Raw genomic sequence first — 23894 nt, 5'->3', positions numbered from 1 at the left:
CTCTTCGCTCTTGGTCATGCCCTCGACCGATTAGTAGCAGTCAGCTCCATACATTGCTGCACTTCCACCTCTGCCCTATCTACCTCGTCGTCTTCAAGGGGTCTTACTGCTTGCGCAGGGATATCTCATCTTGAGGGGGGCTTCACGCTTAGATGCCTTCAGCGTTTATCCCGTCCCGGCTTGGCTACTCTGCCATGCTCTTGGTAGAACAACAGATACACCAGCGGCCAGTCCATCCCGGTCCTCTCGTACTAAGGACAGCTCCTCTCAAATATCCTACGCCCACGCCGGATAGGGACCGAACTGTCTCACGACGTTCTGAACCCAGCTCGCGTACCGCTTTAATGGGCGAACAGCCCAACCCTTGGGACCTACTTCAGCCCCAGGATGCGATGAGCCGACATCGAGGTGCCAAACCACTCCGTCGATGTGAACTCTTGGGAGTGATAAGCCTGTTATCCCCAGGGTAGCTTTTATCCGTTGAGCGATGGCAATCCCACTTTATACCACCGGATCACTAAGTCCTACTTTCGTACCTGCTCCACCCGTCGGTGTCGCAGTCAAGCCCTCTTTTGCCTTTGCACTCTGCGAATGGTTTCCGACCATTCTGAGAGGACCTTTGAGCGCCTCCGATACCCTTTCGGAGGCGACCGCCCCAGTCAAACTCCCCACCTGACATTGTCCCCCAGCCGGTTCACGGCTGATGGTTAGAAATCCAATACTGCAAGGGTGGTATCCCAACAGCGGCTCTGTGACGACTGGCGTCATCACTTCTTCGCCTCCCACCTATCCTGTACATGCAATACCGAATCCCAGTATCAAGCTGGAGTAAAGCTCCATGGGGTCTTTCCGTCCTGGCGCAGGTAACCAGCATCTTCACTGGTATTTCAATTTCACCGGGTGCATTGTTGAGACAGTGCCCAAATCATTACGCCTTTCGTGCGGGTCGGAACTTACCCGACAAGGAATTTCGCTACCTTAGGACCGTTATAGTTACGGCCGCCGTTTACTGGGGCTTAAGTTCAAAGCTTCGCTTGCGCTAACCTCTCCCCTTAACCTTCCAGCACCGGGCAGGCGTCAGCCCATATACTTCACCTTTCGGTTTTGCATAGACCTGTGTTTTTGCTAAACAGTTGCTTGGGCCAATTCTCTGCGGCCAGATCTCTCTGGCACTCCTTCTCCCGAAGTTACGGAGTCATTTTGCCGAGTTCCTTAACAATGCTTCTCCCGTCGGCCTTAGGATTCTCTCCTCATCCACCTGTGTCGGTTTACGGTACGGGCACGATATAAACGATAGCGGCTTTTCTTGACGCATGGCTCACATACTTCCCTACTTTAAGTTCGGTACGCGTCACGGATTTGGTTTGCACACCGGATTTGCCTGATGTACGCCTACCCCGCTTGCGCCGGTCTTTCCATTCCCGGCTTATGCTTTCCACACGTGTCCCCACAGTTCTGTTATATCGTGGTACAGGAATCTCAACCTGTTGTCCATCGGCTACGTCTTTCGACCTCGCCTTAGGCCCCGACTTACCCAGAGCAGATCAGCTTTACTCTGGAAACCTTAGATATTCGGCCGGAAGGATTCCCACCTTCCTCTCGCTACTCATTCCGGCATTCTCTCTTCGATGCAGTCCACAGCTCCTTACGGTACTGCTTCTTCCCGCATCCAATGCTCCTCTACCGATGTACTTCGTACATCCCTGAGCTTCGGTAGTGTGTTTCAGCCCCGGACATTTTCGGCGCAGGACCTCTCGACTAGTGAGCTATTACGCACTCTTTGAATGTATGGCTGCTTCTGAGCCAACATCCTAGTTGTCTTTGAAATCCCACATCCTTTTCCACTTAACACACATTTTGGGACCTTAGCTGCAGGTCTGGGCTCTTTCCCTTTCGACTACCCAACTTATCTCGTGCAGTCTGACTCCCATACATCATCTACGCGGCATTCGGAGTTTGATATTCTTCGGTAAGCTTTGACGCCCCCTAGGAAATTCAGTGCTCTACCTCCGCAAGACTTGTATGAGGCTAGCCCTAAAGCTATTTCGAGGAGAACCAGCTATCTCCGGGTTCGATTGGAATTTCTCCCCTATCCACACCTCATCCCCACCCTTTTCAACGGATGTGGGTTCGGTCCTCCATTGCCTTTTACGGCAACTTCAACCTGGACATGGATAGATCACCCGGTTTCGGGTCTACTCTGACTGACTCATTCGCCCTATTAAGACTTGGTTTCCCTTCGGCTCCAGACCTTCAGTCTTTAACCTTGCCAGCCAGCGTAACTCGCCGGACCGTTCTACAAAAAGTACGCGGTTCACCGCATAAGGGTGTTCCACAGCTTGTAAACATATGGTTTCAGGTTCTCTTTCACTCCCCTCCCGGGGTCCTTTTCACCTTTCCTTCACAGTACTATGCGCTATCGGTCACTAAGGAGTATTTAGCCTTACGGGGTGGTCCCCGCATGTTCCCACAAGGTTTCTCGTGTCTCGTGGTACTCTGGATACCGCCATGTCAGTCAGACTTTCGCTTACGGGGCTTTCACCCTCTCTGGCCGGCTTTCCCAAAACCGTTCTGCTACTCTTCCTGAATCAATCCTGCGGTCCGAACCCCAGGGTGCACGCACCCTGGTTTGGGCTCTTCCGTTTTCGCTCGCCGCTACTCGCGGAATCACATGTTGTTTTCTCTTCCTCCGGCTACTTAGATGTTTCAGTTCACCGGGTTCCCTTCCTTACGTTATGGATTGGCGTAAGGATAGCTGAGGTTTCCTCAGCTGGGTTTCCCCATTCAGATATCTCCGGATCAAAGGATATTTGCTCCTCCCCGAAGCTTTTCGCAGCTTATCACGTCTTTCATCGGCTCTTAGTGCCAAGGCATCCACCATATGCTCTTTTTAGCATGACCAACTGCTCAGGAGATACGGGTGTGTCTCCCTCGCTACACATATCTAGCGTGATATGCGTTGGTTTCTTAGGTTTGTTTTTTTGATTCGTTGTCTCGAATATAAATAATGTTTTCTCACCGGACATAACGTCCAGTAAGTCTTTCATTACCTCGGATGTCTTGATTAAATAAGATATTTAATCTTTATTTCTTTGTATGCAATTTTCAAGGTACATGCTTGATGCGCGGCATGTGACGCCGTGGACATCAAATGGAGAATACGAGATTCGAACTCGTGACCTCCTGCTTGCAAGGCAGGCGCTCTCCCAACTGAGCTAATCCCCCGTCTGGTGTTTGTTCTGTTTTTAAAACTCAAGTGGGCTTAAGTGGACTCGAACCACCGACCTCACGCTTATCAGGCGTGCGCTCTAACCGGCTGAGCTATAAGCCCGTTCTCTGGTCTTTTATCTAAAAAAGGCTTCCGCCTCTTTTTCTTTTTTAAAGCTGGCAGCCACCTGCTCTCCCACACCGTCTCCAGTGCAGTACCATCGGCCGCCTGAGCCTTAACCATCGTGTTCGGGATGGGTACGGGTGTTTCCCCCAGGCGCATCGCCACCAGCAGTCCTTTTTAAACTTTTGAAGGCTTAAAAAAGCTCTTTTAGTTTTACTCCGTGAGTGCGTTTTCCTCACTCACTCCTTGATAACTAAACAATAAACAACAACCCCTACTTCTTCTTTTCCTTAGAAAGGAGGTGATCCAGCCGCACCTTCCGATACGGCTACCTTGTTACGACTTCACCCCAGTTATCGGTCCCACCTTCGACGGCTCCTTCCTTTCGGTTAGGTCACCGGCTTCGGGCGTTACTGACTCCCATGGTGTGACGGGCGGTGTGTACAAGACCCGGGAACGTATTCACCGCGACATTCTGATTCGCGATTACTAGCGATTCCAGCTTCATGTAGTCGAGTTGCAGACTACAATCCGAACTGAGACGTTATTTTTGGGATTTGCTTGCCTTCACAGGGTCGCTTCCCTTTGTTTACGCCATTGTAGCACGTGTGTAGCCCTGGTCATAAGGGGCATGATGATTTGACGTCATCCCCACCTTCCTCCAGGTTATCCCTGGCAGTCTCTCTAGAGTGCCCACCTCAAATGCTGGCTACTAAAGATAAGGGTTGCGCTCGTTGCGGGACTTAACCCAACATCTCACGACACGAGCTGACGACAACCATGCACCACCTGTCACCGGTGTTCCGAAGAAAGAGTACGTTACATACTTTGTCACCGGGATGTCAAGATCAGGTAAGGTTCTTCGCGTTGCTTCGAATTAAACCACATGCTCCACCGCTTGTGCGGGTCCCCGTCAATTCCTTTGAGTTTCATTCTTGCGAACGTACTCCCCAGGTGGATTACTTATTGCGTTGGCTGCGGCACCGAAAAGCTTTGCTTCCCGACACCTAGTAATCATCGTTTACGGCGTGGACTACCAGGGTATCTAATCCTGTTTGCTCCCCACGCTTTCGAGCCTCAACGTCAGTCATCGTCCAGCAAGCCGCCTTCGCCACTGGTGTTCCTCCTAATATCTACGCATTTCACCGCTACACTAGGAATTCCACTTGCCTCTCCGACACTCTAGCCTGACAGTTTCCAAAGCAGTCCCGGGGTTGAGCCCCGGGCTTTCACTTCAGACTTGCCATGCCGTCTACGCTCCCTTTACACCCAGTAAATCCGGATAACGCTTGCCCCCTACGTATTACCGCGGCTGCTGGCACGTAGTTAGCCGGGGCTTCTTAGTCAGGTACCGTCATCTTCTTCCCTGCTGATAGAAGTTTACATACCGAAATACTTCATCCTTCACGCGGCGTCGCTGCATCAGGGTTTCCCCCATTGTGCAATATTCCCCACTGCTGCCTCCCGTAGGAGTTTGGGCCGTGTCTCAGTCCCAATGTGGCCGGTCACCCTCTCAGGTCGGCTACTGATCGTCGGCTTGGTAGGCCGTTACCCTACCAACTACCTAATCAGACGCGGGCCCATCTTACACCACCGGAGTTTTTACCCCTCTACCATGCGGTACTGAGGTCTTATGCGGTATTAGCAGCCATTTCTAGCTGTTATCCCCCTGTGTAAGGCAGGTTGCCCACGCGTTACTCACCCGTCCGCCACTCAGTCAATACAAAGTTCTGATCTTAGCAAGCTAATCTCTTCACACAGTATTGCTTCGTTCGACTTGCATGTGTTAAGCACGCCGCCAGCGTTCATCCTGAGCCAGGATCAAACTCTCGTTAAAAGTGTTTAATCGCGGTCAGGATTAACTACTAGCTAATCCTATCCCGTTATTACTGTTTTTTAGGTTGACATCTTTTTTTGATGTCCGTTCTGAATTTTTCTCTTTTAAGAAATTTTCAGGGTTGTTGTCTATTGTTTAATTATCAAGGTTCTTTGCTGTTTGTCGCCGCAAGCAACAACTTCTATAATTTATCATATCCGTCGTCATTTGTCAACAACTTTTTTATTTTTCTTTCACGCTCTCCCGAGCGACAGCTCATATATACTATCACATTGTTCAAGCTCCTGTCAACAACATTTTTCAATTAAATATGAAACAAGTTATTGCGTACTGCTTTCTCAAGCGACAGCTATAGTAGAATACCAAACATGTCGTTTCTTGTCAACACTTATTTTGTAATTTCTTCATTTCTATAACTATAAAAGGGATAACACCTCATTTATCGTCTTAACCCCGACAAGGCGGATGCCTTTCACTCCCTTCACCAGGTCTCTCGACACTTCCGGCAACACGCACGTCTCGAACCCGAGCTTTTTTGCCTCAGCCACTCTCTGCTCCGGCATATTGACGGCCCTTACTTCACCGCTCAGTCCTACCTCTCCGAATACGATCATTTTCTCATCAATAGGACGGTTTTTATAACTGGAGATGAGAGCCATAACAATGCCCAGATCTATGGCCGGCTCATTCATCTTAATTCCACCCGCGATATTTACATAGGCATCGTAATTGGACAGATGCAGGCCCGCCCTTTTTTCCAGCACTGCCATCAGCAGGTTCACACGGTTGTAGTCCGTGCCTGCGGCCGTACGTCTCGGCATACCGAAGTTACTTTGGCAGACCAGCGCCTGGATCTCTATGAGGATAGGCCTCGTTCCTTCCATGGAACAGGCTACAACAGAACCGGAGGAATTTTCCGGCCGGCCGCTCAGCATATATTCCGACGGATTGGCAACTTCCTGCAGTCCGTCCTGCCGCATCTCAAACACGCCTATCTCGTTGGTTGAGCCGAAACGGTTCTTAACGCCGCGCAGGATACGGTAGGATGCGTGGCGGTCCCCTTCAAAATAGAGAACTGTATCCACCATATGTTCCAGCACGCGGGGCCCTGCCACCGTCCCTTCCTTCGTCACATGTCCCACGATAAATATGGAGATGCCAAGCCCCTTGGCCAGCTGCATGAACACGTTCGTCGACTCTCTAACCTGGGATACGCTTCCCGGTGCGGACGCCACCTCCTCACTGTACATTGTCTGGATCGAATCGATCACCACAAGCTGCGGGCGCCGTTTTTCTATCACTGAACGTATCAGCTCCAGGTTAGTCTCGCACAGAAGCAGAAGGTTGTCTTTGAATGGCCCCATCCGGTTTGCGCGCAGCTTTATCTGGGCCAGCGATTCCTCTCCCGATATATATAATATTTCTTTTTCCTGCGATAGTTTCTGACATACCTGCAGGAGAAGCGTAGACTTTCCGATGCCCGGGTCTCCCCCTACAAGTACGAGGGAACCGGGGACGATCCCGCCGCCGAGCACCCGGTCCATCTCCTCGATCGTCGTCTTTATCCTGGCCTCCTCATCCGTAGATACACCGGACAGCGCCACCACTTCGGCCTCTTTCATCTGCCTTGCGGCGCCTGGTCTGGCCGCCGTCACTTTCTCTTCTACAAACGTATTCCATTCTTTACAGGCCGGACACTGGCCCAGCCATTTGCCCTCTTCATGTCCGCAGTTCTGGCAGAAAAATATACTCTTTTTCCCCTTTGCCATATTTTCTCTCCTCTATTATCATATCATTTCTATTATGTCTGATCTGTTATATCTGAAATATAAAGTTACAAAAAGGCCAGCCCCTGTGGAGGCAGGGGGCTGACCTTTTTACTGATCATCCGGTACTACTTCTTTACGACTCTTACTTCAACACATTCATCTGGCTCCAGTTCTGCACTGACACTCAACTTACCGCTCAGATTCGTCTTCATATCACCGGCATCCGCTCCGTCCATATAGACAGTATATTCGCTGTCCGCCTCAAGTTCCAGTGTGAACTGCGCATCCTGAGTTCCGGATACCTTAAATGATACTTCCTCCTCTGTTGCCTTAAAGCTTTCCACTGCTGTTCCCGGCACAGATTCATATACAAACATACCGTTTTTCTCTAACTTTGTAATCTCTGAAAAGGTCTTCACTTTGTATAAATCGCCCTGAAATTCAAATCCATCCAGCTTTGTCTTACTGTCCAGCGTGTAGTCCCCAAAACTAAGTGTCCCGTCTGCTTCAGCCTTCAAAAGCTCTTTCACTGCTGCCATTGATTTTATCCTCCTAAGGTTCTTCTTTTGTACCCCTATTATATATCAAAACAGTATTAATTTGTAGTCTTTGAAATAAATTTAATATCTTTTTTAGACATTCCGATCTCTACTGCCGAGCCTCTTTCCACTTCACCGGACAGAATCGCTTCGGCCAGCCGGTCTTCCAGCTGGTTCTGCACCGCCCTGCGCAGAGGCCGTGCTCCGAATTTCTGGTCCGTGCCGGTCTCCACAATGTGCTTTTTGACGGAATCTCTGACCGTTATCGTTATATCAAGCTGTTCCCTGGCACGTTTTGTGAATTCTCTGCACATAAGACCTACTATCTTCTTCATCTCCTCCTGTGTCAAAGGATGAAATACGATAATTTCATCAATACGGTTCACAAACTCGGGACGGAAAATCAGCTTTATCTCCCGCATCACGTTGTCCTTCATCCGTTTATAGTCGCCGGCCGCGTCTTCTCTTGCGTTAAATCCAAGCTTCTTCGGGTCTATGATGGCCTGCGCACCGGCGTTGGATGTCATGATGATCACCGTATTGCGGAAGTCTACCTTTCTTCCCTGTGAATCTGTGATATGCCCGTCGTCAAGCACCTGCAGCAGTATATTGAACACATCCGGATGCGCTTTCTCGATCTCGTCAAACAATACGACTGAGTACGGATGTCTGCGCACCTGCTCGCTCAGCTGGCCTCCGTCGTCATGGCCCACATATCCCGGAGGGGAGCCGATCATCTTGGCTACACTGTGCTTTTCCATATATTCTGACATGTCAACCCGTATCATCGACTCTTCGTTACCGAACAAGGCTTCCGATAAAGCCTTGGACAGCTCTGTCTTGCCGACTCCTGTAGGACCGAGAAATAGGAATGAACCGATCGGCCTTTTCGGGTCTTTTAAGCCTACGCGGCCTCTTTTGATAGCCTTTGATACGGCCCGGACGGCTTCCTCCTGTCCAATGACCCTTTTGTGGAGCGTCTGCTCCAGCTTGTTGAGCCTTGCGCTTTCCGACTCTGCCAGCCGTTTGACAGGTATTTTCGTCCATTCGGACACTACATCTGCGATATCTTCTTCTGTTATATAGAGCTCCTTCTGCGCATTTCTCTTCCTGAAACGCTTTCTGACCTCCTCCAGTTTCTTTTCTGCTTCCTCCTGTTCCGTGTGCAGCGCGGATGCCTCCTGCATATTTCCCTGTCTCACAGCATCTTCTGTCTTTTTCATCAGCTCTGTGATCGTACCTTCGAGCTCAAAGATACTGTCAGGCACCTTGAACCCTTTCAGGCTTACCTTGGAGCACGCCTCATCCAGCACGTCGATCGCCTTGTCCGGAAGGAAACGGTCGCTGATATAGCGGTCGGCAAGACGGACTGAGGCGTCAAGCGCCTCGTCGCCGATCGTCACGTGATGGTGTTCCTCATATCTGGAACGCAGCCCCCGGAGAATATCCAGACACTGTTCTTCCGTCGGCTCTTCCACGGTTATCGGCTGGAACCGCCGTTCAAGCGCCGCATCCTTCTCAATGTATTTCCTGTATTCTACTATGGTGGTAGCACCGATAAGCTGCAGTTCCCCTCTTGCCAGCGACGGCTTCAGTATATTGGATGCATCCATAGCGCCTTCCGCGCCTCCTGCCCCGATGATCGTGTGCACTTCATCCAGAAAGAGAATAATGTTTCCTGCCGCCTTTACTTCCTGAATGAGCTTCTTCATCCGCTCCTCGAACTCGCCCCGGTATTTGGAGCCGGCGATCATTCCGGCCAGGTCCATCGTAAGGATACGCTTTTCTTTCATGCTGTCGGGCACCACACCTGACGCGATACGCGATGCCAGTCCCTCGATGACGGCAGTCTTTCCAACCCCCGGTTCCCCTACGAGACACGGATTGTTTTTTGTGCGCCGGCTCAGCACCTGCATGAGACGGTTGATTTCCGCCTCTCTTCCGATAACCGGATCCAGCTTGCCTTCTTCTGCCTCCGCGGTCAGATCTGTACCGTACTGTTCCAGCACCCCTTCCCGCTTTCTGCCGCTTTCCTGCATTAGGTCTTCCTGATATTCTTTCGGGTCTGCTCCGAGCACTGCCAGCACATCCTGATACAGCTTCTGCAGACTGATGCCAAGTGTCAGAAGTATGCGTGCTGCCACACAGTCTACTTCCTTTAATAAGGCAAGCAGCATATGTTCCGTTCCGACGTCAGAGGACCGGAAACGGAGTGCCTCCCCTTTGCTTTCCTCCAGAATATACTGGAGTCTCGGGCTGAACTCCGGATTGTGTGCAACTGTGGTGTTTCCCACCGGTGAGACAAGTTCGTCCACCACTTTCAGTATATTTTCCTCGTCAACACCGTTGGCCGCAAGGACCTGGCCGGCAACACCGGTGTAGACCTTTCTCAGTCCCAGCAGCAGATGCTCTGTGCCGACATACGGATGGTCCAGCTCTCTCGCTATTGCCTTTGCGATCTGTAATACTTCATTGGCCTGTTCTGTATAATTCATGCTGTCTGCTTATGATGCTTTTTTCTGCATCATAACTCCTTTCCAACTTAATTTTGCTGTTAACAATATTCTTCAAATATCTCATCCACCAGCGCATGGACCTCATCTCTCGTAATGTTCTTGCAGCTGCCCTTTGCCAGGACGATCTGAAGCTGCCGCTTCATTTCCTCCAACGCCTGCACCTTATTGACATCAATAGCTATCACGGCGCCTCTTCTGCGGTCCAGCTGTATAAACCCTTCCTGCTTCAGTATACTGTACGCCTTGTTCACGGTATGCATATTAATGCCTATCGTGTCCGCAAGCTGCCGCACGGAAGGCAGCGGATCTCCCTCGTGGATCGTAGCCGTGGCGATCCCCATGATAATCTGGTTGCGCAGTTGGATGTATAACGCTTCATCACTGTTAAAATCAATCTCTATCAGCATATTATCACCTTTTCTCACTGTGTCTTTTGTTATATATACCTTAGCACACATAGTTTTTGTCCGCAAGTGTAAATTTTGAAAGGGGTCAGACCCCTATGGCCATAGGGGTCTGACCCCTTTCAAAATTCTTCCCATTTTCTGACAATTTAAAAGGACCTGCGGCCGAAGCCGTAAGTCCTTTTGCAACTTTGAAGGAATTAAGTTTGGAAAAGTCAATTACCGATTTACCATAAAGATTTGATATCTACGTATTCATAGCTGTCAAAGCTGTCTGCAACGTTCTTACATGTGAGTTTTCCGTCATATGTATTGATCGCAGAGTAGATTACGTCGTTATCTGTACAAGCCTTCTCAAGGCCCTTGTTAGCGATCTGTAAGCCGTAGTTTAATGTAGCGTTTGTAAGTGCAATCGTAGATGTTCTTGGAACTGCACCCGGCATGTTACCTACACAGTAGTGAACGATTCCGTCTACCTCGTAGATCGGATCATCATGGTATGTAACCTTTGTTGTCTCGCCACATCCGCCCTGGTCAACAGCAACGTCTACGAATACAGCGCCTGGTTTCATCTCTTTGAGATATTTCTTCTTGAAGATCTTAGGAGCAGCTTTACCTGGGATCAATACAGATCCGATCACGAGGTCTGCGTCCTTTATTACATTTTCGATGTTGGCATCTGTTGATACCAATGTCTGGATACGTGCTCCGAAGATATCATCCAGATATGCAAGTCTCTGGAGGTTGATATCCATGATCGTTACGTTAGCGCCCATACCTACAGCGATCTTACAAGCGTTCGTTCCAACGGAACCGCCGCCGAGGATAACGATATTAGCCTTTGGTGTTCCTGGTACGCCGGCAAGGAGAACGCCTTCTCCGCCGAATGTCTTCTCAAGATATTTAGCGCCTTCCTGGATACTTAAGCGTCCAGCGATCTGGCTCATTGGAGCAAGAAGCGGAATGCTTCCGTTTCTCTCGATCAATGTCTCGTAAGCAACACCTTTCACTTTTCCGTTCAAAAGAGCGTCTGTCTGCGGCTTGTCAGCTGCAAGATGAAGATATGTATAAAGAATCAGGCCTTCGTGGAATAATGGATACTCATCCGGCAATGGCTCTTTAACCTTGATCATCATTTCAACTGTATCCCAAACTTCTTTAGCAGTGTCGATCATCTTAGCGCCTGCTGCTTCGTACTCTGGGTCCATGAATCCGGAACCTACACCAGCTCCTTTTTCAATGTAAACTTCGTGACCTGCATTTACATAACTCTTTACGTTGTCAGGTGTCATACCTACACGGAATTCATTGTTTTTAATCTCTTTTACGCATCCTACTTTCACTTTGTTTTACCTCCTATTGGTACTAAAAATTATGTTAGTTTGACTGCCATGCGTTCGGCATTGACTTTTCATGAACAATATTTTTCACCCTATCGATTTTGTGAAGAATATTATTCATTTGTCTCTAAAATTATAGTATCACAGCCGTCAATAATATTCAATAAAAGTTATATTTTTAACAAAAACTTTTAATTGTGTTAATTTTATGTCAGTTGTATTTACAATTTATTCTTGCAAAATTCAGTTTTTCGTGATTAAATCTAAGTATAGGATAGAAATACGTATGCTTTCGGAGGACAAAGTATGAAAGAATTAAGGGAAACTATTAACAATGCCAATCTCACCAAGACACAAAAGATGATCGCGAGATACGTGTTGGACAACTCTGCTGATGCCTGCTTTATGACCTCCACCGAAATAGCATTAAAATTAGGAGTCAGCGAATCCTCTGTCATACGCTTCAGCCGCTCCCTGGGATTCGACGGTTTTATGGATTTTCAGAAAAACCTGCGCAAGGATTACCAGGACAAAGTTCTCAGCATCTCAAGTTCTATAACAGTACCTTCACAGAGAGTGGCAAAGAGAGCAAAGCTCGATACGAGCTCCGACTATATTAACAGACATTTTAAAAACGCGGCCAAAAATATGGAGGCAGTATTTGTAAATAACAGCACGGCGCTTTTCGAGGAAGCCGCTGAAGCTATCATATCAAGCAAAAGGAAATATATTATTTCCTCCCGGGGCAACAGCTGTCTCGGCGACTATTTTCTGCTGTATCTGAAGCATATGCTTCCCAATGTGGAAATGACGAATACCGCGTCGATCAGCCCGGTGGATCATATGTGCAACATCTCGAAGGACGACTGTGTGGTGGCATTCAGTTTCCCGCGTTATTCTTCCATCGATAAAATATCTGCCAGAATGGCGTATGAGGTGGGCGCAAAGATCATAGTGATCACGGACAAACCAAGCGCGCTGCTCGCCCAGTACGCTACTGTTCTGTTCACGGTTCCCGTGGACAGCAATACCTTTTTCAACTCGATGGTCGCCCCGCAGTTCGTAGCCGAAGCGTTGCTCGATACGGTCAGCCATAAAGTAAAAGGAATTGAACGCCGCCTGAAGAAAATCGATAAATACCTCGGCGAATTAGGAAACTATTGACTGACGTATCACTGTCTCATACTACAATATAAAAACAGCGCGCCGCGGCACGCTGTTTTTTTCTTATCTTCTCTATTTGTTGTCTACATTTTTCGCCGCCAGTTTCCTCCAGTTATAATATCCGTACACAGAATTGAAAAGATATGCGATCCACATGACGACCATCGTCACCGCGGAAGAATCTTTCCCGATGAGAAGCAGCCACATAACGACCGATACGACATTTACAATGATCCACAGAAGCCACTGTTCTGCATATCTTGCAACCTGCATAATGAGAGCGACCACCGAAAATACGGTCGACATGGCGTCAATGAGCGCAAGCTGTCCGCCGATACGGCTTAAGATCTGCCAGTACACGAGCACAACGACTGCCACTGCCGCAAACAGTATGACCGTCTGCTTACCGGTCAGCTTCTTGCCTTCCACTTCCCCGCTCTCATTGTCTTTATGCTTGGACCAGAGGTAAAAGCCGATAAAGTTCATCGGAATATAATAGAACGCGTTCAGCATGAACTCACCGTATAAATGATTCTGAAATGTAAGAAGCGCATATATGGCAACATTGACCGTCGCAAAAATATAAGTGCTCACTTTTCCCTTCGCCGCCAGCACCACCCCAAGGATACCGGTGATACCGCTGATGAGCGCAAGAAGGTTGTCCCCCCATATAACACTGAGCACGATCATGATAACCGTAGATAATACGAGCCAGCAGATCTCAAACCTGCTCCAGTCTGCAAAAATTCTTTTTGTCTTTTCCATGTTTATAGTCCTTTCTCAAATTGTTCTTTCGTCAATGTCGGTCCCTTCACGCCTACGACCAGCGCCGAGACTTTGTTGGCCGTCCTTACGGCTTTTTCAAAATCAGCGCCGGACGCACGCATCGCCATGACCGCGCCGATATGTGAATCGCCCGCGCCGATCGTATCTGCCACTTCTGCTTTTTCCGCTTGTATAACGGAAGTTCTGCCCTCTTCACGGAGAAGGACACCCCCCGCTCCCATCGTAATAATGACTGTATTCTGAGTCATCTCTTCCAGACGTTCTGCCGCCTCTTCTGCCGTATCCGCGCCGGAAGCCGCCAGGCTTTCCGTCTCGTTGAGGTGGAGGACCGGATGCAGGCTGTACATCCTGTCCGCCTTTTCGGCAGGGATGTAAGAGATCCTCGGACCAGGGGCATAATACACGAGAAGCTCCGGCGAACGCTCCAGAAAATCAAGTATGACATCTCCGCCCGCCCCTTCTATCTCATAACCGCTCACATAGACGGACTCATAGTCTTCCATGTTCAGTGAGTCAAACCATTCCTTCTCAAATACAGACTCGATCCCCGGCAAGGTGACGAATGTTCTCTCACCGTCTGCCTCTACCATACACAGACAGTATCCATTGTCCATACGACCGGACTTTACAGCGCTTTCATGCCCGTTCTTTTTAAGTTCCTCTTCGATAACTTCCGCATACATCCCTGTCCCAAGCGGGGCGAATAACGTATGCTCCGCGTGAAAATGCTTCATTATATCCGCGGCGTTATACGCGCAGCCGCCCACCGTCATCTTCTGGGCCTTCGCATAGATATCTTCGCCGGACCGCGGAAGCCGGTCTATCTCCATGATGATATCCAGCATTGCGGCTCCTATTATCAGACACTTTTTACTCATCAAACCTTCCCCCGTTTCTCTGCCAGCAATTGTGCGTACTTTTCCAGATCTACTTTATTCGCCTGCCTGATCTTCGCCATATAGGAATCCGGAATGCCGGCGGTACCTGCGGCTCCTCCGCATATGGCCGCCGCCATGGCGCCGATCGTATCCGTGTCTCCTCCTAGATTGGCACAAAGCAGCGCACATGTCCTGACATCAAAGCTGTAATAAGCGATCGCCAGCGCTGCCGGTACTGACTCTGATGTATTTACACCGGCGCCGATTATGTTGTATATATGTTCCAGAAATGCCCTGCTGTCTTCTCGGTACTCTCTGGCGTAACCCACAGCCAGCTTTGTCCTGGCACTAAGAGACGGACTCGGCGTGGACGCCCCTAGCGACATGGCATACGATTCTACAGACAGGGCATCTTCTATCATCCGCTCCCTGTCCCCATATTTCATTGCCGACGCCACAGCCATGGCGATCATGGACGCTCCGGCGATCGTGATATCGCTCGTGTGGGTCACCTGCGAGATGGCGGCAACGTAATCGCTGAGCCGCTCTCTGTCTTCCGGTTCAAACAGTGTGCCAACCGGCGCGATCCTCATAGCCGCGCCGTTGGATACCGCCTCATCCGAGAAGCTCCGGGCATCTTTTCCCTCCCGGAACAGCTGCAGCGCAACCTTGGAGGTCGGACCGAGAATGTTATTTTCAAATGCATTCTCCCTCTCCGCCCATCTTAAAATATGCTCCGCTATACTTTCGGCGGACGGCACAAAATCTGTTTCCGCCAGACTGTCGAGGATGGTCAGCGCCTGGCTCGTATCGTCTGTAAACTGCCCTGCTTTATATTGATAGGAAATAATATTTTCCGGACAACCGTCCAGGAAATCCACGATCTCCCCATAATGCTCCAGCACCCGCTTTCTGCTCCAAAGCTCCGGAGGCATACCCATCGCATCTCCGATGGCCATTCCGTATAAAACTCCCAATATCTTGTCTTTCATATTATTATGTCTCCTTTCACTTATTATAATAAGTTTTATTTCTTATATAGTCAACTTGTAATATTAGCAAAATAATACGACTTATTTTTGTACATACTATACAAAGATATATTTTCCAGTTTTTCAACTTATAATAACAGGTTTACTTAAACCAGGATCTTCCTTATAATAAGCATAGAAAGACAGATTTACCGTATTTACGGTTTTATCTCAAAAGAGGGAATTAAAATGAGCGAAAACAAACCGAAATATAAAATAATTGAACACGATTTGATCGAGAAAATACAGTCGGGAGAACTGCCAAGCGGTGCGGAACTGCCGAGCGAATCCCAACTTATAGCCGCCTACGGCGTCAGCCGTGTGACGGCGCGCCGGGCTATCGATGAGCTTTATCATCACGGATATATCGAAAAAATGCAGGGGAAACGCACGTGTGTCAGAAGAACCGCACGGCTCCAGGAACTTACTTCCATCTCCAGCTACACAGAAGAGATCATACGACAGGGCATGACGCCAGGACGCAAAGTGATCAGATCCGAGATACGCATAAGCAGCCCGGAGGAGGTAGAAAAACTCCAGCTTCGGAAAGCAGACCCGGTATTTTATCTGGAACGTATATACTATGCGGACGACACGCCGCTGTGCTTTACCCAGACCACGCTTCCATATGAGATCTTCCGTGATATCGAGGGCTATGACTTCAAAAACAGTTCTCTCTATAAGATCATCGAAGAAAACTACAAGGTGAAGATATCAACTACCGCGCTGAAGCTGAAGGCAGTCCCTGCATACGGGGACGTCATGAAGCATCTCGATATAAGCAGGGATACCCCTCTGCTCTATTCCTCAGGTCTGACCTATGGTGTGACAGAGGACAGTGAGATACCCATTGAACTTTTTACAACGTATTATCTGACAGACCATTTTGAATATACGCTGACACAGAGCAGAAATCAGAATTAAGACTGCCCGGAGAAATCTGCAGAGAACTCAAAAAGGACCCCGGCCCGGTGACGCCGCATGCGGCGAGCCCCCGGCCGGGGTTCCTTCCATATCCGTTATTCTCATCTGTTATTCTTTTCCATTATTCTTTTCCGCCATGATCTGCATCCGCTTTTCCTTCGTGATCACCATCCATGCAAGGATTGCTATGAGCCCGATCAGCGCCAGCGCTCCCAGGATACCGAAGAAAACCTTGTATCCGGTCTCTGAATTATTCCAGTGGTCCAGGCACATGCCTCCTATGATCGGCATGAAGAATTCTGCACTGTATCCTATTGGCGTGATGATCGCGGTCGCAGTTCCGGTGATCTCAAGCGGGTAATCCCCCTCCTCCATGATCGCATAGTGCATGGACTGGATGGCGTACATGGACGCGTAGATCGCAGCGATGAACACAAGGATCATCCATATCATGGAAGGACTGCCCGGCGTCACGATCAGCCCGGCGATGCCGGCGATCATTATGACATAGGATATGGCGCATATCTTTGAGGAACCGAACTTATCTGCCAGTATGCCGGATACAAAACAGCCGACCGGGCGGCAGTATTGCGAGAAATACCCGAGCGCCGCCGCGATGATAGCGGACGCACCAAACGCGGAAGTCGCATACGGTGTAATATAAAAGTAGCTTATTATCATTGCATAGGAACAGAAGATAACGAGAATCTGCAGCCATGTAGTAGGCATTTTCGCCACACGCTTAAGCACCGGTATGTTGAATAATTTCTCCGGCACCCCATCGGTACGCTCCGGTTCCTTAAACATAAAGAATACCATGGCCCCCAGAAGGATACATATCGTAGAGTAGATTGCAATGATGGCAGACAGGGCTGCTTTTTCGGATACCGCCTTGGAGATATATCCGAACAGTGCAAGTATGATGGCGGACTGTACCATATTGACGATACCTCGTCCTCCTTCAAAAAAGCCGAATGCCTTTCCCTGTTCGTCCGAATCTGCCAGAGAGCGTATCGCCTTAACAAGCGCGCTCCAGAACGTAAGTATTGACGTGATGCCCCACACGAGATGGACCATAAATACAACCCCATACGGCGGGTACAGCAGAAGTATAAAACCACAGAGTCCGGCCGCAATAAGAGAAATGGTCATCAGCCCTCTCGCCGGCCAGCGGTCGGCACAGAAGCCTCCGAGACAATACGCAAACACGCTGGCCCCTCCGAACGCACTGCCAAGAGCGCCCATCTGCGTATTGCTGATATTGAAAAGTTTTACAAATGAATCATAATAATAACTTCTGAAATAAGGCAGCGCATATATGAGCGCGCCGGAAATGATCAATATGATCAAGGTCGGCATATTACCTTTTAACTTGCCCGTTGTCTTGTTCTCCTTCTTCATATGTATCCCACCTTTCCTTAAGCGGCAGTAAATTAGTATCGAATAATGTGGTCTTCCAGTTTCTTTGATGTACCGGTCAGGATTCTGCATCCGTCTTTTGTCACAAGAATATCATCCTCTATGCGCACGCCGCCGGTTCCTTCTATATAGATCCCCGGTTCGATCGTAAAGGTCATTCCTTCTTCCAGCACCAGTTCATTTACAGCCGTTATATACGGTTCCTCATGCACACTCAGACCGAGCCCGTGCCCTGTACGGTGCAGAAACAATTCGCCATATCCGGCCTCGGTGATAACGTCCCGCGCAGCTTTGTCAATCTCCTTCGCCTTTACCCCCGGGCGGACCGCACTGATCGCCGCCAGGTTTGCCCTGCGCACGATCTCATAGATCTCCACAAGCTTTGGATCCTTTGCCTCGCCGACAAATACACATCTTGTGATATCTGACCAGTAATAATTGTAATACGCGCAGAAATCCATCAGCACAATATCCCCTTCTTTGAAGGCATAGTCCCCGCTTACCCCGTGGGGATTGGCAGAGTTGGCCGCGGCGAGCACAAGGATTATGAACTCATCCGTAATGAATCCCGGATACCGGGACATATAAGTATACAGCATCATGTTTAATTCCTTTTCCGTCATTCCAGGCCTGATCCTGTCTGATACATACGCGATGGCTTCATCTACGATCTTTGCCGCGAACTGCATCGTCTCCACTTCGCGGTCGTCTTTGTACATGCGGAGCTTCGCGGCGCACATGCCGATATCTGTGATCCTGCACTGCAGTCCCGAGAACAGCTCTCCCACTGCCATAGAGTAATACTTCTTGTCGACAGCGAGAACGTCACACGTCCCCACCACTTCTTTTACAGCCTCAAACGGTCCGTTTTCGTCCTGATATGTGACTTCTCTCAATGTACCTTTCATACATCCGGTATCCACACCTGGATTGATCATGGTGAACTCCTCTTTTTCAGCGTCCGCGACCAAACCGTAGAACCGCTCGTACGGAACGATATGGATACCTGTTAGATAAACAATGTTCATCGGTTCACCGATGACCGCCTTCTGGATTCCCTCCTCCCGCAGAAGTCTGCATAATTTTTTTCTTCTCTCTTCCAATGTCTTCATAAACATACCCCTTTTCTTTTATATGTGCCTATACTGTATATTCGTCCACAACAGTATTGCCGGCAGGATAAACGTTTCCGTCTTTCATGACAAAATCACACTCGCTCAGGGCGTCGCAGTCTTCCATCAGATCTCTGTGCCAGCCGGAGATATCCGCAAGTTTGCCCGGCTCGATCGTCCCGATCAAATGGTCCATCCTCAGTATGCCTGCATTTACGCTCGTGGCGGCCTTCAGTGTTCTGAACGCCCCCATGCCGGACCGCATCCAGCTGCGGTATTCATACCAGCTTTCATACGGCTGATGTACAGCACAGAAATCTGATCCAAACCCGAGCCGTATCTGGCTGCCGCGGATGATCTCTCTGCTTTCCCTGAGCTGCGGCGCATACTTCCTGAGCTTCATACGGCTGTCCTCAGTATTCATGTCCACAAGTTCATCATTTCCTTCTATTACATCCTGAAACGGTGAAAATGTAGGAACGAGATATGTATCCTGTTTTTCAAACGTGCGCGCTGTCTCTTCATCCATGAGCGCCCCGTGCTCCATTCCGTCGATCCCGAACTCCAGCAGCTTTTTCATCATGCGGGGCGGATAAACATGGGCCGTGACCGGTTTCCCCAGGTCGTGGGCCGTCCTGATGATGATCTCCAGCTCTTCGTCATCAAGATAACTGATCTCCGGACCTCCGTCCGGGCTCAAAAAACTGCCGGACAAAAATATCTTTATAAAGTCTGTGCCGTATTTTACCTCTCTGCGCACCTGATCCCTGAAAAAGTCTCTGCCGCTGCCGATCGTTTTGATCTGCATAAAGTCAGATAACGGCTCGTTCGTGCTCGCGTACATGCTCATATCCCCCGGCATTCCCGGGCCGCCCAGCATATGTGCCCCCACATTCATCCGCGCCGCCGGAAAAAGTCCCCTGCTGATCACCTCTCTGACGTCCACGATCCCGTATCCCCCCGGTCCCATGCCGTTGCACCGTATTGTCGTAAACCCCCGCTCGAGACAGCGCTGCGCAGTGTGCAGGAAAGCAAGCGTACTGTACCCCTCCGACTGAAACAATATATTGTCCGTCTCCTGCCAGCGCATCAGATTCCCGTGCACATGGGCGTCGATCATTCCCGGAGTCACCGTCAGATGCCCCAGATCAATTATCTCCACCTCTTTTGGTCTGGACAGGTTCCTGCCTGTAGATACTATTTTATTTCCCTCCACAAGTATCTCCATATGAGGCTGCAGTTCTTCGCGGATACCGTCAAAAAGCTTTCCGCAAATAATTAAATATGACTTTTTCATTTTTTTCACCGCCGATCTTTTTTATATTTGTTAATATTATATCACATACAAAATAATTGTAAATATAATTTTCATATATATGAAATATTTTTATATATTTTCATTTTATATGATATTATATTTGTTTTTTTATATCCGATCTGCTTTTTCAACACACAAAAAAGCCGCCGACAATGTTTTGTCGATGGCTTATAAACTAAGCTGCGGCATATATGCCCCACTGACATAAGAAAACAAAGAGAAACCCCATGATATCAATGTTTTTATGGCAGCGGGCAAGCGGCAACGGTACAAAAAACTGAATATCTAACGTGAAAGGGATACTACTACACCGTATTCCTTTTCCATTGTCCGGCTACGCCGTAGATTTTTGACCTTGAAAATCTACGGCTTTTTTATGCGCTTTTTCAGAACGAAAGGAGGTTTTACGCTATGGCTGTATTCCGAGTGGAGAAAAACAAGGTCTACACAGTTATGTCCAATCACCACTTGCGAAATAAGGAATTGACGTTAAAGGCCAAAGGCCTACTGTCGCAAATGCTTTCCTTGCAGGAGGATCGGGATTATACCCTTGCCGGGCTGTCCCATATCAACCGGGTATCGACGCAATCCGCACAGCGAAAATCCAACGCAACTAAATAAAGAACTATCTATTACTGAAACATCAAATACGGATTTATCAAGTACCCATTCCATTCCTATCCATTCCCCTACCCCCTTGCCTTATAAGGGCGCAGCGGCTACGCAGCCGGAAAGGAACGGAGCCGAACGACGCATACAAGATTGATGTGGGATTTCGAGTATTGAAAATAGGCCACCGATATTCGCTGGTCTGAAACAAAGGTATGTATGAGATGGTTACTCTGAAAGCGTTGAAAGATATTCTTTCACCCGTCCATTGTAGATGCGGAGAAACTTATTCGCACCGGCAGTCATGTAGACATAGTAAGGCTTGCCTTGCGCCCGTTTCTTATCCATAAACAAGTAAACAGGGGCGTCCTGAGGTTTTGTTTTGATAAGGGCATCCATGACTTGAAACGACTTGCCGACACCTTTCATACCATAACAACCGGATATTAGGGCAGTTTTGAAGCAGCCTCATTCATCATGGTACGAAGCTGTTCTATGGTCTGGGAAGCAGTATTTAATTGATCTACAGCCTGTCTGATGATCAACCTTGTCAATCGTCTTTTGGAAGTACGGAAACAAGCTCCTTAGCTCCTTCGTAAATTTCTTCAGCTTTTGATCGACTGAAGTTGTACTTCTTACGTTTACACCATTTTTGATAAATCAAACTGGCAGTTCATGGTTTTAAGTTGATTACGAATTTCATCCATGAGACTATATTGTTTCAATTCTGTCCAACTATCAAGAGTATAGCGGGCAATTTTTACTGCATCTGCTTTGTCAGACTTGACTTTGCGGAGAGAATTATCTCCAAAGTCCTTGATAAGTTTTGGATTTACCGCAGATACACAAAGGTCAGCCTGTGAGAACCGCTTTTGTGCGTTCGTGTGTAATGAAAAAGCGGAAAGGAAAAGCACAATCCAGACGAACCCGGCGGCTGTGTCAAGAAATCTTGTGAGTTGGCAAGAATTTTGATATAATGGGAAGCAGAAACCCCGATACCGGGAGAAGGGCAGGGCGATAAATGCACATAAGCTATCAACCCCTTTGGAACTTACTGAAAGAACGAAATATGAGGAAAGAGGACTTGCGGCTTGCCGCCGGTCTTACCACAAATATGATTGCCAATATGGGAAAAGGAAAGCACATCAGCATGGAAACGTTGATAAAAATATGTGAGACTTCGGATTGCGATATTACTGATGTGATAGAACTGGAAAAATGAAGTGATTTGCTTTCAAAGCGAAGTGACATTGCTTCTAAACAAATGTGAAGAAAGTTTATGGAGCAGAGCAAATACGCTCTGCTTTTCACTTGAAAGATTATAGATATTTATTGTAACGAATCGCCGCTTTATGGTACTAACTTAGAAAGGAGGATGAAAATGGAAACCGTAGAGGAGATATATCAAAACTATTCTCAAAGAGTATATGTATTTCTGCTAAGCAAAACCAATAGTCACGAACTTGCCGAGGAATTAACACAAGAAACTTTTTTCTATGCTGTGAATGCCATTGATAAATTTAAGGGTAATAGCAGTGTATTGACCTGGCTCTGCGGAATTGCAAAAAATCTTTGGCTAAAATATTTGAGAGACAACAAGTTAAATGCGGATATTTTAGATTTTGAAAATGTATCTCAAACCATTTCTGCTGAAGACGAAGTATTTATTCAATGGGAGAACACGGAAGTATTGAAATTGATACATCGACTTGATGAGCCAATACGAGAAGTTATGTATTTACGATTGATAGGAGAACTTTCTTTTTACCAAATAGGAGAAATTATGGGCAAAAAGGAAAACTGGGCACGTGTTAATTTCTATCGAGGGAAAAAAAGAATAATTGAGGAGATGAATAAAAATGAATGACAAAATCCCGTGCAATATAATTCATGATTTATTGCCTTTGTATGTAGATGGTCTAACTACAGAAGAAACAAATGGGTATATCAAAGAGCATTTAGAAAAATGTTCGGACTGTCAAAAAGAATATTCGGTATATAAAAAAGAGTTGGCAACTTTGGAATCAATAACTTCCAACACAGAAAAGAAAGAGGTGGCATATTTGAAAAAAATCAATTTGTATCAAAAGGCAAGTTTAATTCTGGGAGCAATTATCAGTTTCTTACTGGGAGCATGTATTCCTATCCTAAAAGTGGGCGTTCCCGTAATTTTATCTGGTGGAATACAAGAATATCAGTTAGCAAGACTTCGAGTAGCATGGTCTGTAGGGCTTATGAAAATGGCAATTTCCGGATTGATTGTATGCGCTGTGTACATCATTGTTATGTTAATGATAAAGAGTGTTATTAAACGCAAGAAAATCAATTTCAACGAAAAAGACGCAAAATGTTGATGGAATACATTGAATAATATGCTCGATTCTGAATTGAATAGGTATATCCCCAAGCTGCCGTTGCAGGAACGCCCATTCCCTCAACGGCAGTTTTTATTTACGCTTCTTTCTCTGGCTGATAGGTATCCTCATTTTCTTTGATTTTTGAAGAATCCGTATAAGCCAGCGAAATTCTTCTTCGGACAGATTTTCTTTCAGCTCATCGGCAACCGTGGTCAGCGGTGCGCTCTCGCTGTCCTTTTTATGCAGCGCACGAACATCCCGGATAATGAGGTTTATATCATCCAGCACCATGCGGCTGAAATATTCATCATCATCCACATGGGCGGCTTGCAGCACTTTCAGATATAGGGCATCCTCGCCGGGGCGATACCGTCCGATAATGTGGAGTTCTGTTAGTGGCGTGTTGATCTGCTCCCGGTTCTCCGTCCGGCAGAACAGATAGTCAAGGGTCACGCCATAGAAATCTGCCAGCGCGATAAGGTTCCCGTGGTTGATGTCTTTATAATCATTGGATTCATAGCTGGCAAGGCCACGCAGCAAGCCCAAAACTACAATGAAAT

General features: G+C 47.9%; 17 protein-coding genes, 2 tRNA genes, 3 rRNA genes and 2 pseudogenes. 6 read left to right on the top strand and 18 right to left on the bottom strand.

Annotation, left to right across the window (positions count from 1 at the left end; all coding sequences use genetic code 11):
- Positions 1 to 10: 10 nt before the first annotated feature.
- The 10 genes from LAJLEIBI_RS02055 to ald form a co-directional block, all read right to left on the bottom strand.
- Positions 11 to 2901 (bottom strand): 23S ribosomal RNA (locus tag LAJLEIBI_RS02055).
- 251 nt (positions 2902 to 3152) lie between these two features.
- Positions 3153 to 3225, bottom strand: a tRNA-Ala gene (locus tag LAJLEIBI_RS02050).
- A 32-nt stretch (positions 3226 to 3257) separates the two neighbouring features.
- Positions 3258 to 3331: transfer RNA gene (locus LAJLEIBI_RS02045), tRNA-Ile, on the bottom strand.
- Positions 3332 to 3382: 51 nt separating this feature from the next.
- Positions 3383 to 3500: ribosomal RNA gene (gene rrf, locus LAJLEIBI_RS02040) — 5S ribosomal RNA — on the bottom strand.
- A 125-nt stretch (positions 3501 to 3625) separates the two neighbouring features.
- Positions 3626 to 5168, bottom strand: a 16S ribosomal RNA gene (locus LAJLEIBI_RS02035).
- The 16S, 23S and 5S rRNA genes sit together here with 2 tRNA genes alongside, the layout of an rRNA operon.
- 416 nt (positions 5169 to 5584) lie before the next feature.
- On the bottom strand, positions 5585 to 6937 hold the full coding sequence (gene radA / locus LAJLEIBI_RS02030; RefSeq protein ID WP_006444194.1) for a DNA repair protein RadA: 1353 nt from the start codon (positions 6935 to 6937) through the stop codon (positions 5585 to 5587).
- Positions 6938 to 7062: 125 nt separating this feature from the next.
- A complete protein-coding gene (locus tag LAJLEIBI_RS02025; RefSeq protein ID WP_006444195.1) occupies positions 7063 to 7476 on the bottom strand; it encodes a hypothetical protein in 414 nt (137 codons plus the stop codon).
- A gap of 56 nt (positions 7477 to 7532) precedes the next feature.
- Complete coding sequence (locus LAJLEIBI_RS02020; RefSeq protein ID WP_006444196.1) at positions 7533 to 9971, bottom strand: ATP-dependent Clp protease ATP-binding subunit; 2439 nt, start codon at positions 9969 to 9971, stop codon at positions 7533 to 7535.
- Positions 9972 to 10030: 59 nt separating this feature from the next.
- The gene (locus LAJLEIBI_RS02015; protein ID WP_040435883.1) at positions 10031 to 10399 is read right to left on the bottom strand and encodes a GntR family transcriptional regulator; all 369 of its coding nucleotides are present in this window, start codon (positions 10397 to 10399) and stop codon (positions 10031 to 10033) included.
- Positions 10400 to 10623: 224 nt separating this feature from the next.
- Positions 10624 to 11739: an alanine dehydrogenase gene (gene ald / locus LAJLEIBI_RS02010; protein ID WP_006444198.1), complete on the bottom strand. Its 1116-nt coding sequence runs from the start codon at positions 11737 to 11739 to the stop codon at positions 10624 to 10626.
- Between the two features lie 303 nt (positions 11740 to 12042).
- Between ald and LAJLEIBI_RS02005 the strand changes: the two genes are divergently transcribed.
- Positions 12043 to 12900: a MurR/RpiR family transcriptional regulator gene (locus tag LAJLEIBI_RS02005; protein ID WP_006444200.1), complete on the top strand. Its 858-nt coding sequence runs from the start codon at positions 12043 to 12045 to the stop codon at positions 12898 to 12900.
- Positions 12901 to 12972: 72 nt separating this feature from the next.
- Here LAJLEIBI_RS02005 and pnuC read toward each other — a convergent pair whose 3' ends face one another.
- The 3 genes from pnuC to LAJLEIBI_RS01990 are packed head-to-tail and all read right to left on the bottom strand — an operon-like array spanning position 12973 to position 15556.
- Complete coding sequence (gene pnuC, locus LAJLEIBI_RS02000; RefSeq protein WP_006444201.1) at positions 12973 to 13665, bottom strand: nicotinamide riboside transporter PnuC; 693 nt, start codon at positions 13663 to 13665, stop codon at positions 12973 to 12975.
- A gap of 2 nt (positions 13666 to 13667) precedes the next feature.
- Positions 13668 to 14564, bottom strand: coding sequence for a PfkB family carbohydrate kinase (locus LAJLEIBI_RS01995; RefSeq protein ID WP_006444202.1), 897 nt, complete (start codon positions 14562 to 14564; stop codon positions 13668 to 13670).
- A complete protein-coding gene (locus tag LAJLEIBI_RS01990) occupies positions 14564 to 15556 on the bottom strand; it encodes an ADP-ribosylglycohydrolase family protein (RefSeq protein ID WP_006444203.1) in 993 nt (330 codons plus the stop codon). Before LAJLEIBI_RS01990 ends, LAJLEIBI_RS01995 begins: the two co-directional genes overlap by 1 nt.
- Positions 15557 to 15784: 228 nt before the next feature.
- On the opposite strand from LAJLEIBI_RS01990, the gene LAJLEIBI_RS01985 reads away from it, so the two are divergent.
- Entirely contained in the window at positions 15785 to 16519 is a 735-nt protein-coding gene (locus LAJLEIBI_RS01985; RefSeq protein WP_006444204.1) for a GntR family transcriptional regulator, read from the top strand.
- Positions 16520 to 16627: 108 nt separating this feature from the next.
- Here LAJLEIBI_RS01985 and LAJLEIBI_RS01980 read toward each other — a convergent pair whose 3' ends face one another.
- The 3 genes from LAJLEIBI_RS01980 to LAJLEIBI_RS01970 are packed head-to-tail and all read right to left on the bottom strand — an operon-like array spanning position 16628 to position 20347.
- Positions 16628 to 17920, bottom strand: a complete 1293-nt coding sequence (locus LAJLEIBI_RS01980; protein ID WP_006444205.1) for an MFS transporter — start codon at positions 17918 to 17920, stop codon at positions 16628 to 16630.
- Positions 17921 to 17952: 32 nt separating this feature from the next.
- Positions 17953 to 19050, bottom strand: coding sequence for a M24 family metallopeptidase (locus tag LAJLEIBI_RS01975; protein WP_040435742.1), 1098 nt, complete (start codon positions 19048 to 19050; stop codon positions 17953 to 17955).
- Positions 19051 to 19078: 28 nt separating this feature from the next.
- On the bottom strand, positions 19079 to 20347 hold the full coding sequence (locus LAJLEIBI_RS01970) for an amidohydrolase family protein (RefSeq protein WP_006444207.1): 1269 nt from the start codon (positions 20345 to 20347) through the stop codon (positions 19079 to 19081).
- A 432-nt stretch (positions 20348 to 20779) separates the two neighbouring features.
- Between LAJLEIBI_RS01970 and LAJLEIBI_RS01965 the strand changes: the two are divergent.
- A pseudogene (locus tag LAJLEIBI_RS01965) lies at positions 20780 to 21110 on the top strand (helix-turn-helix domain-containing protein); the annotation flags it as partial.
- A 95-nt stretch (positions 21111 to 21205) separates the two neighbouring features.
- Here LAJLEIBI_RS01965 and LAJLEIBI_RS19460 read toward each other — a convergent pair.
- A pseudogene (locus tag LAJLEIBI_RS19460) lies at positions 21206 to 21849 on the bottom strand (transposase); the annotation flags it as partial.
- Between the two features lie 149 nt (positions 21850 to 21998).
- Here LAJLEIBI_RS19460 and LAJLEIBI_RS01955 point away from each other — a divergent pair.
- The 3 genes from LAJLEIBI_RS01955 (at position 21999) to LAJLEIBI_RS01945 (ending at position 23331) form a co-directional block, all read left to right on the top strand.
- Positions 21999 to 22199 carry a helix-turn-helix domain-containing protein gene (locus tag LAJLEIBI_RS01955; protein WP_006444212.1) on the top strand — a complete coding sequence of 67 codons (201 nt, stop codon included), beginning with the start codon at positions 21999 to 22001 and terminating at the stop codon, positions 22197 to 22199.
- 159 nt (positions 22200 to 22358) lie between these two features.
- The gene (locus LAJLEIBI_RS01950) at positions 22359 to 22844 is read left to right on the top strand and encodes an RNA polymerase sigma factor (RefSeq protein WP_040435743.1); all 486 of its coding nucleotides are present in this window, start codon (positions 22359 to 22361) and stop codon (positions 22842 to 22844) included.
- Positions 22837 to 23331: a zf-HC2 domain-containing protein gene (locus tag LAJLEIBI_RS01945; RefSeq protein ID WP_006444214.1), complete on the top strand. Its 495-nt coding sequence runs from the start codon at positions 22837 to 22839 to the stop codon at positions 23329 to 23331. The genes LAJLEIBI_RS01950 and LAJLEIBI_RS01945 overlap by 8 nt, the downstream gene beginning before the upstream one ends.
- Before the next feature lie 93 nt (positions 23332 to 23424).
- Here the strand turns inward: LAJLEIBI_RS01945 and LAJLEIBI_RS01940 are convergent, their stop codons facing one another.
- Positions 23425 to 23880 (bottom strand): hypothetical protein, encoded by a 456-nt coding sequence (locus tag LAJLEIBI_RS01940; RefSeq protein WP_006444215.1) that lies wholly within the window; start codon positions 23878 to 23880, stop codon positions 23425 to 23427.
- Positions 23881 to 23894: the final 14 nt, after the last annotated feature.

The sequence above is a fragment of the [Clostridium] hylemonae DSM 15053 genome (genome assembly GCF_008281175.1).
GTDB lineage: Bacteria > Bacillota > Clostridia > Lachnospirales > Lachnospiraceae > Extibacter > Extibacter hylemonae.
Note: the sequence above shows the minus strand (reverse complement) of the source record. Positions and strands in the feature narration are given on the sequence as shown.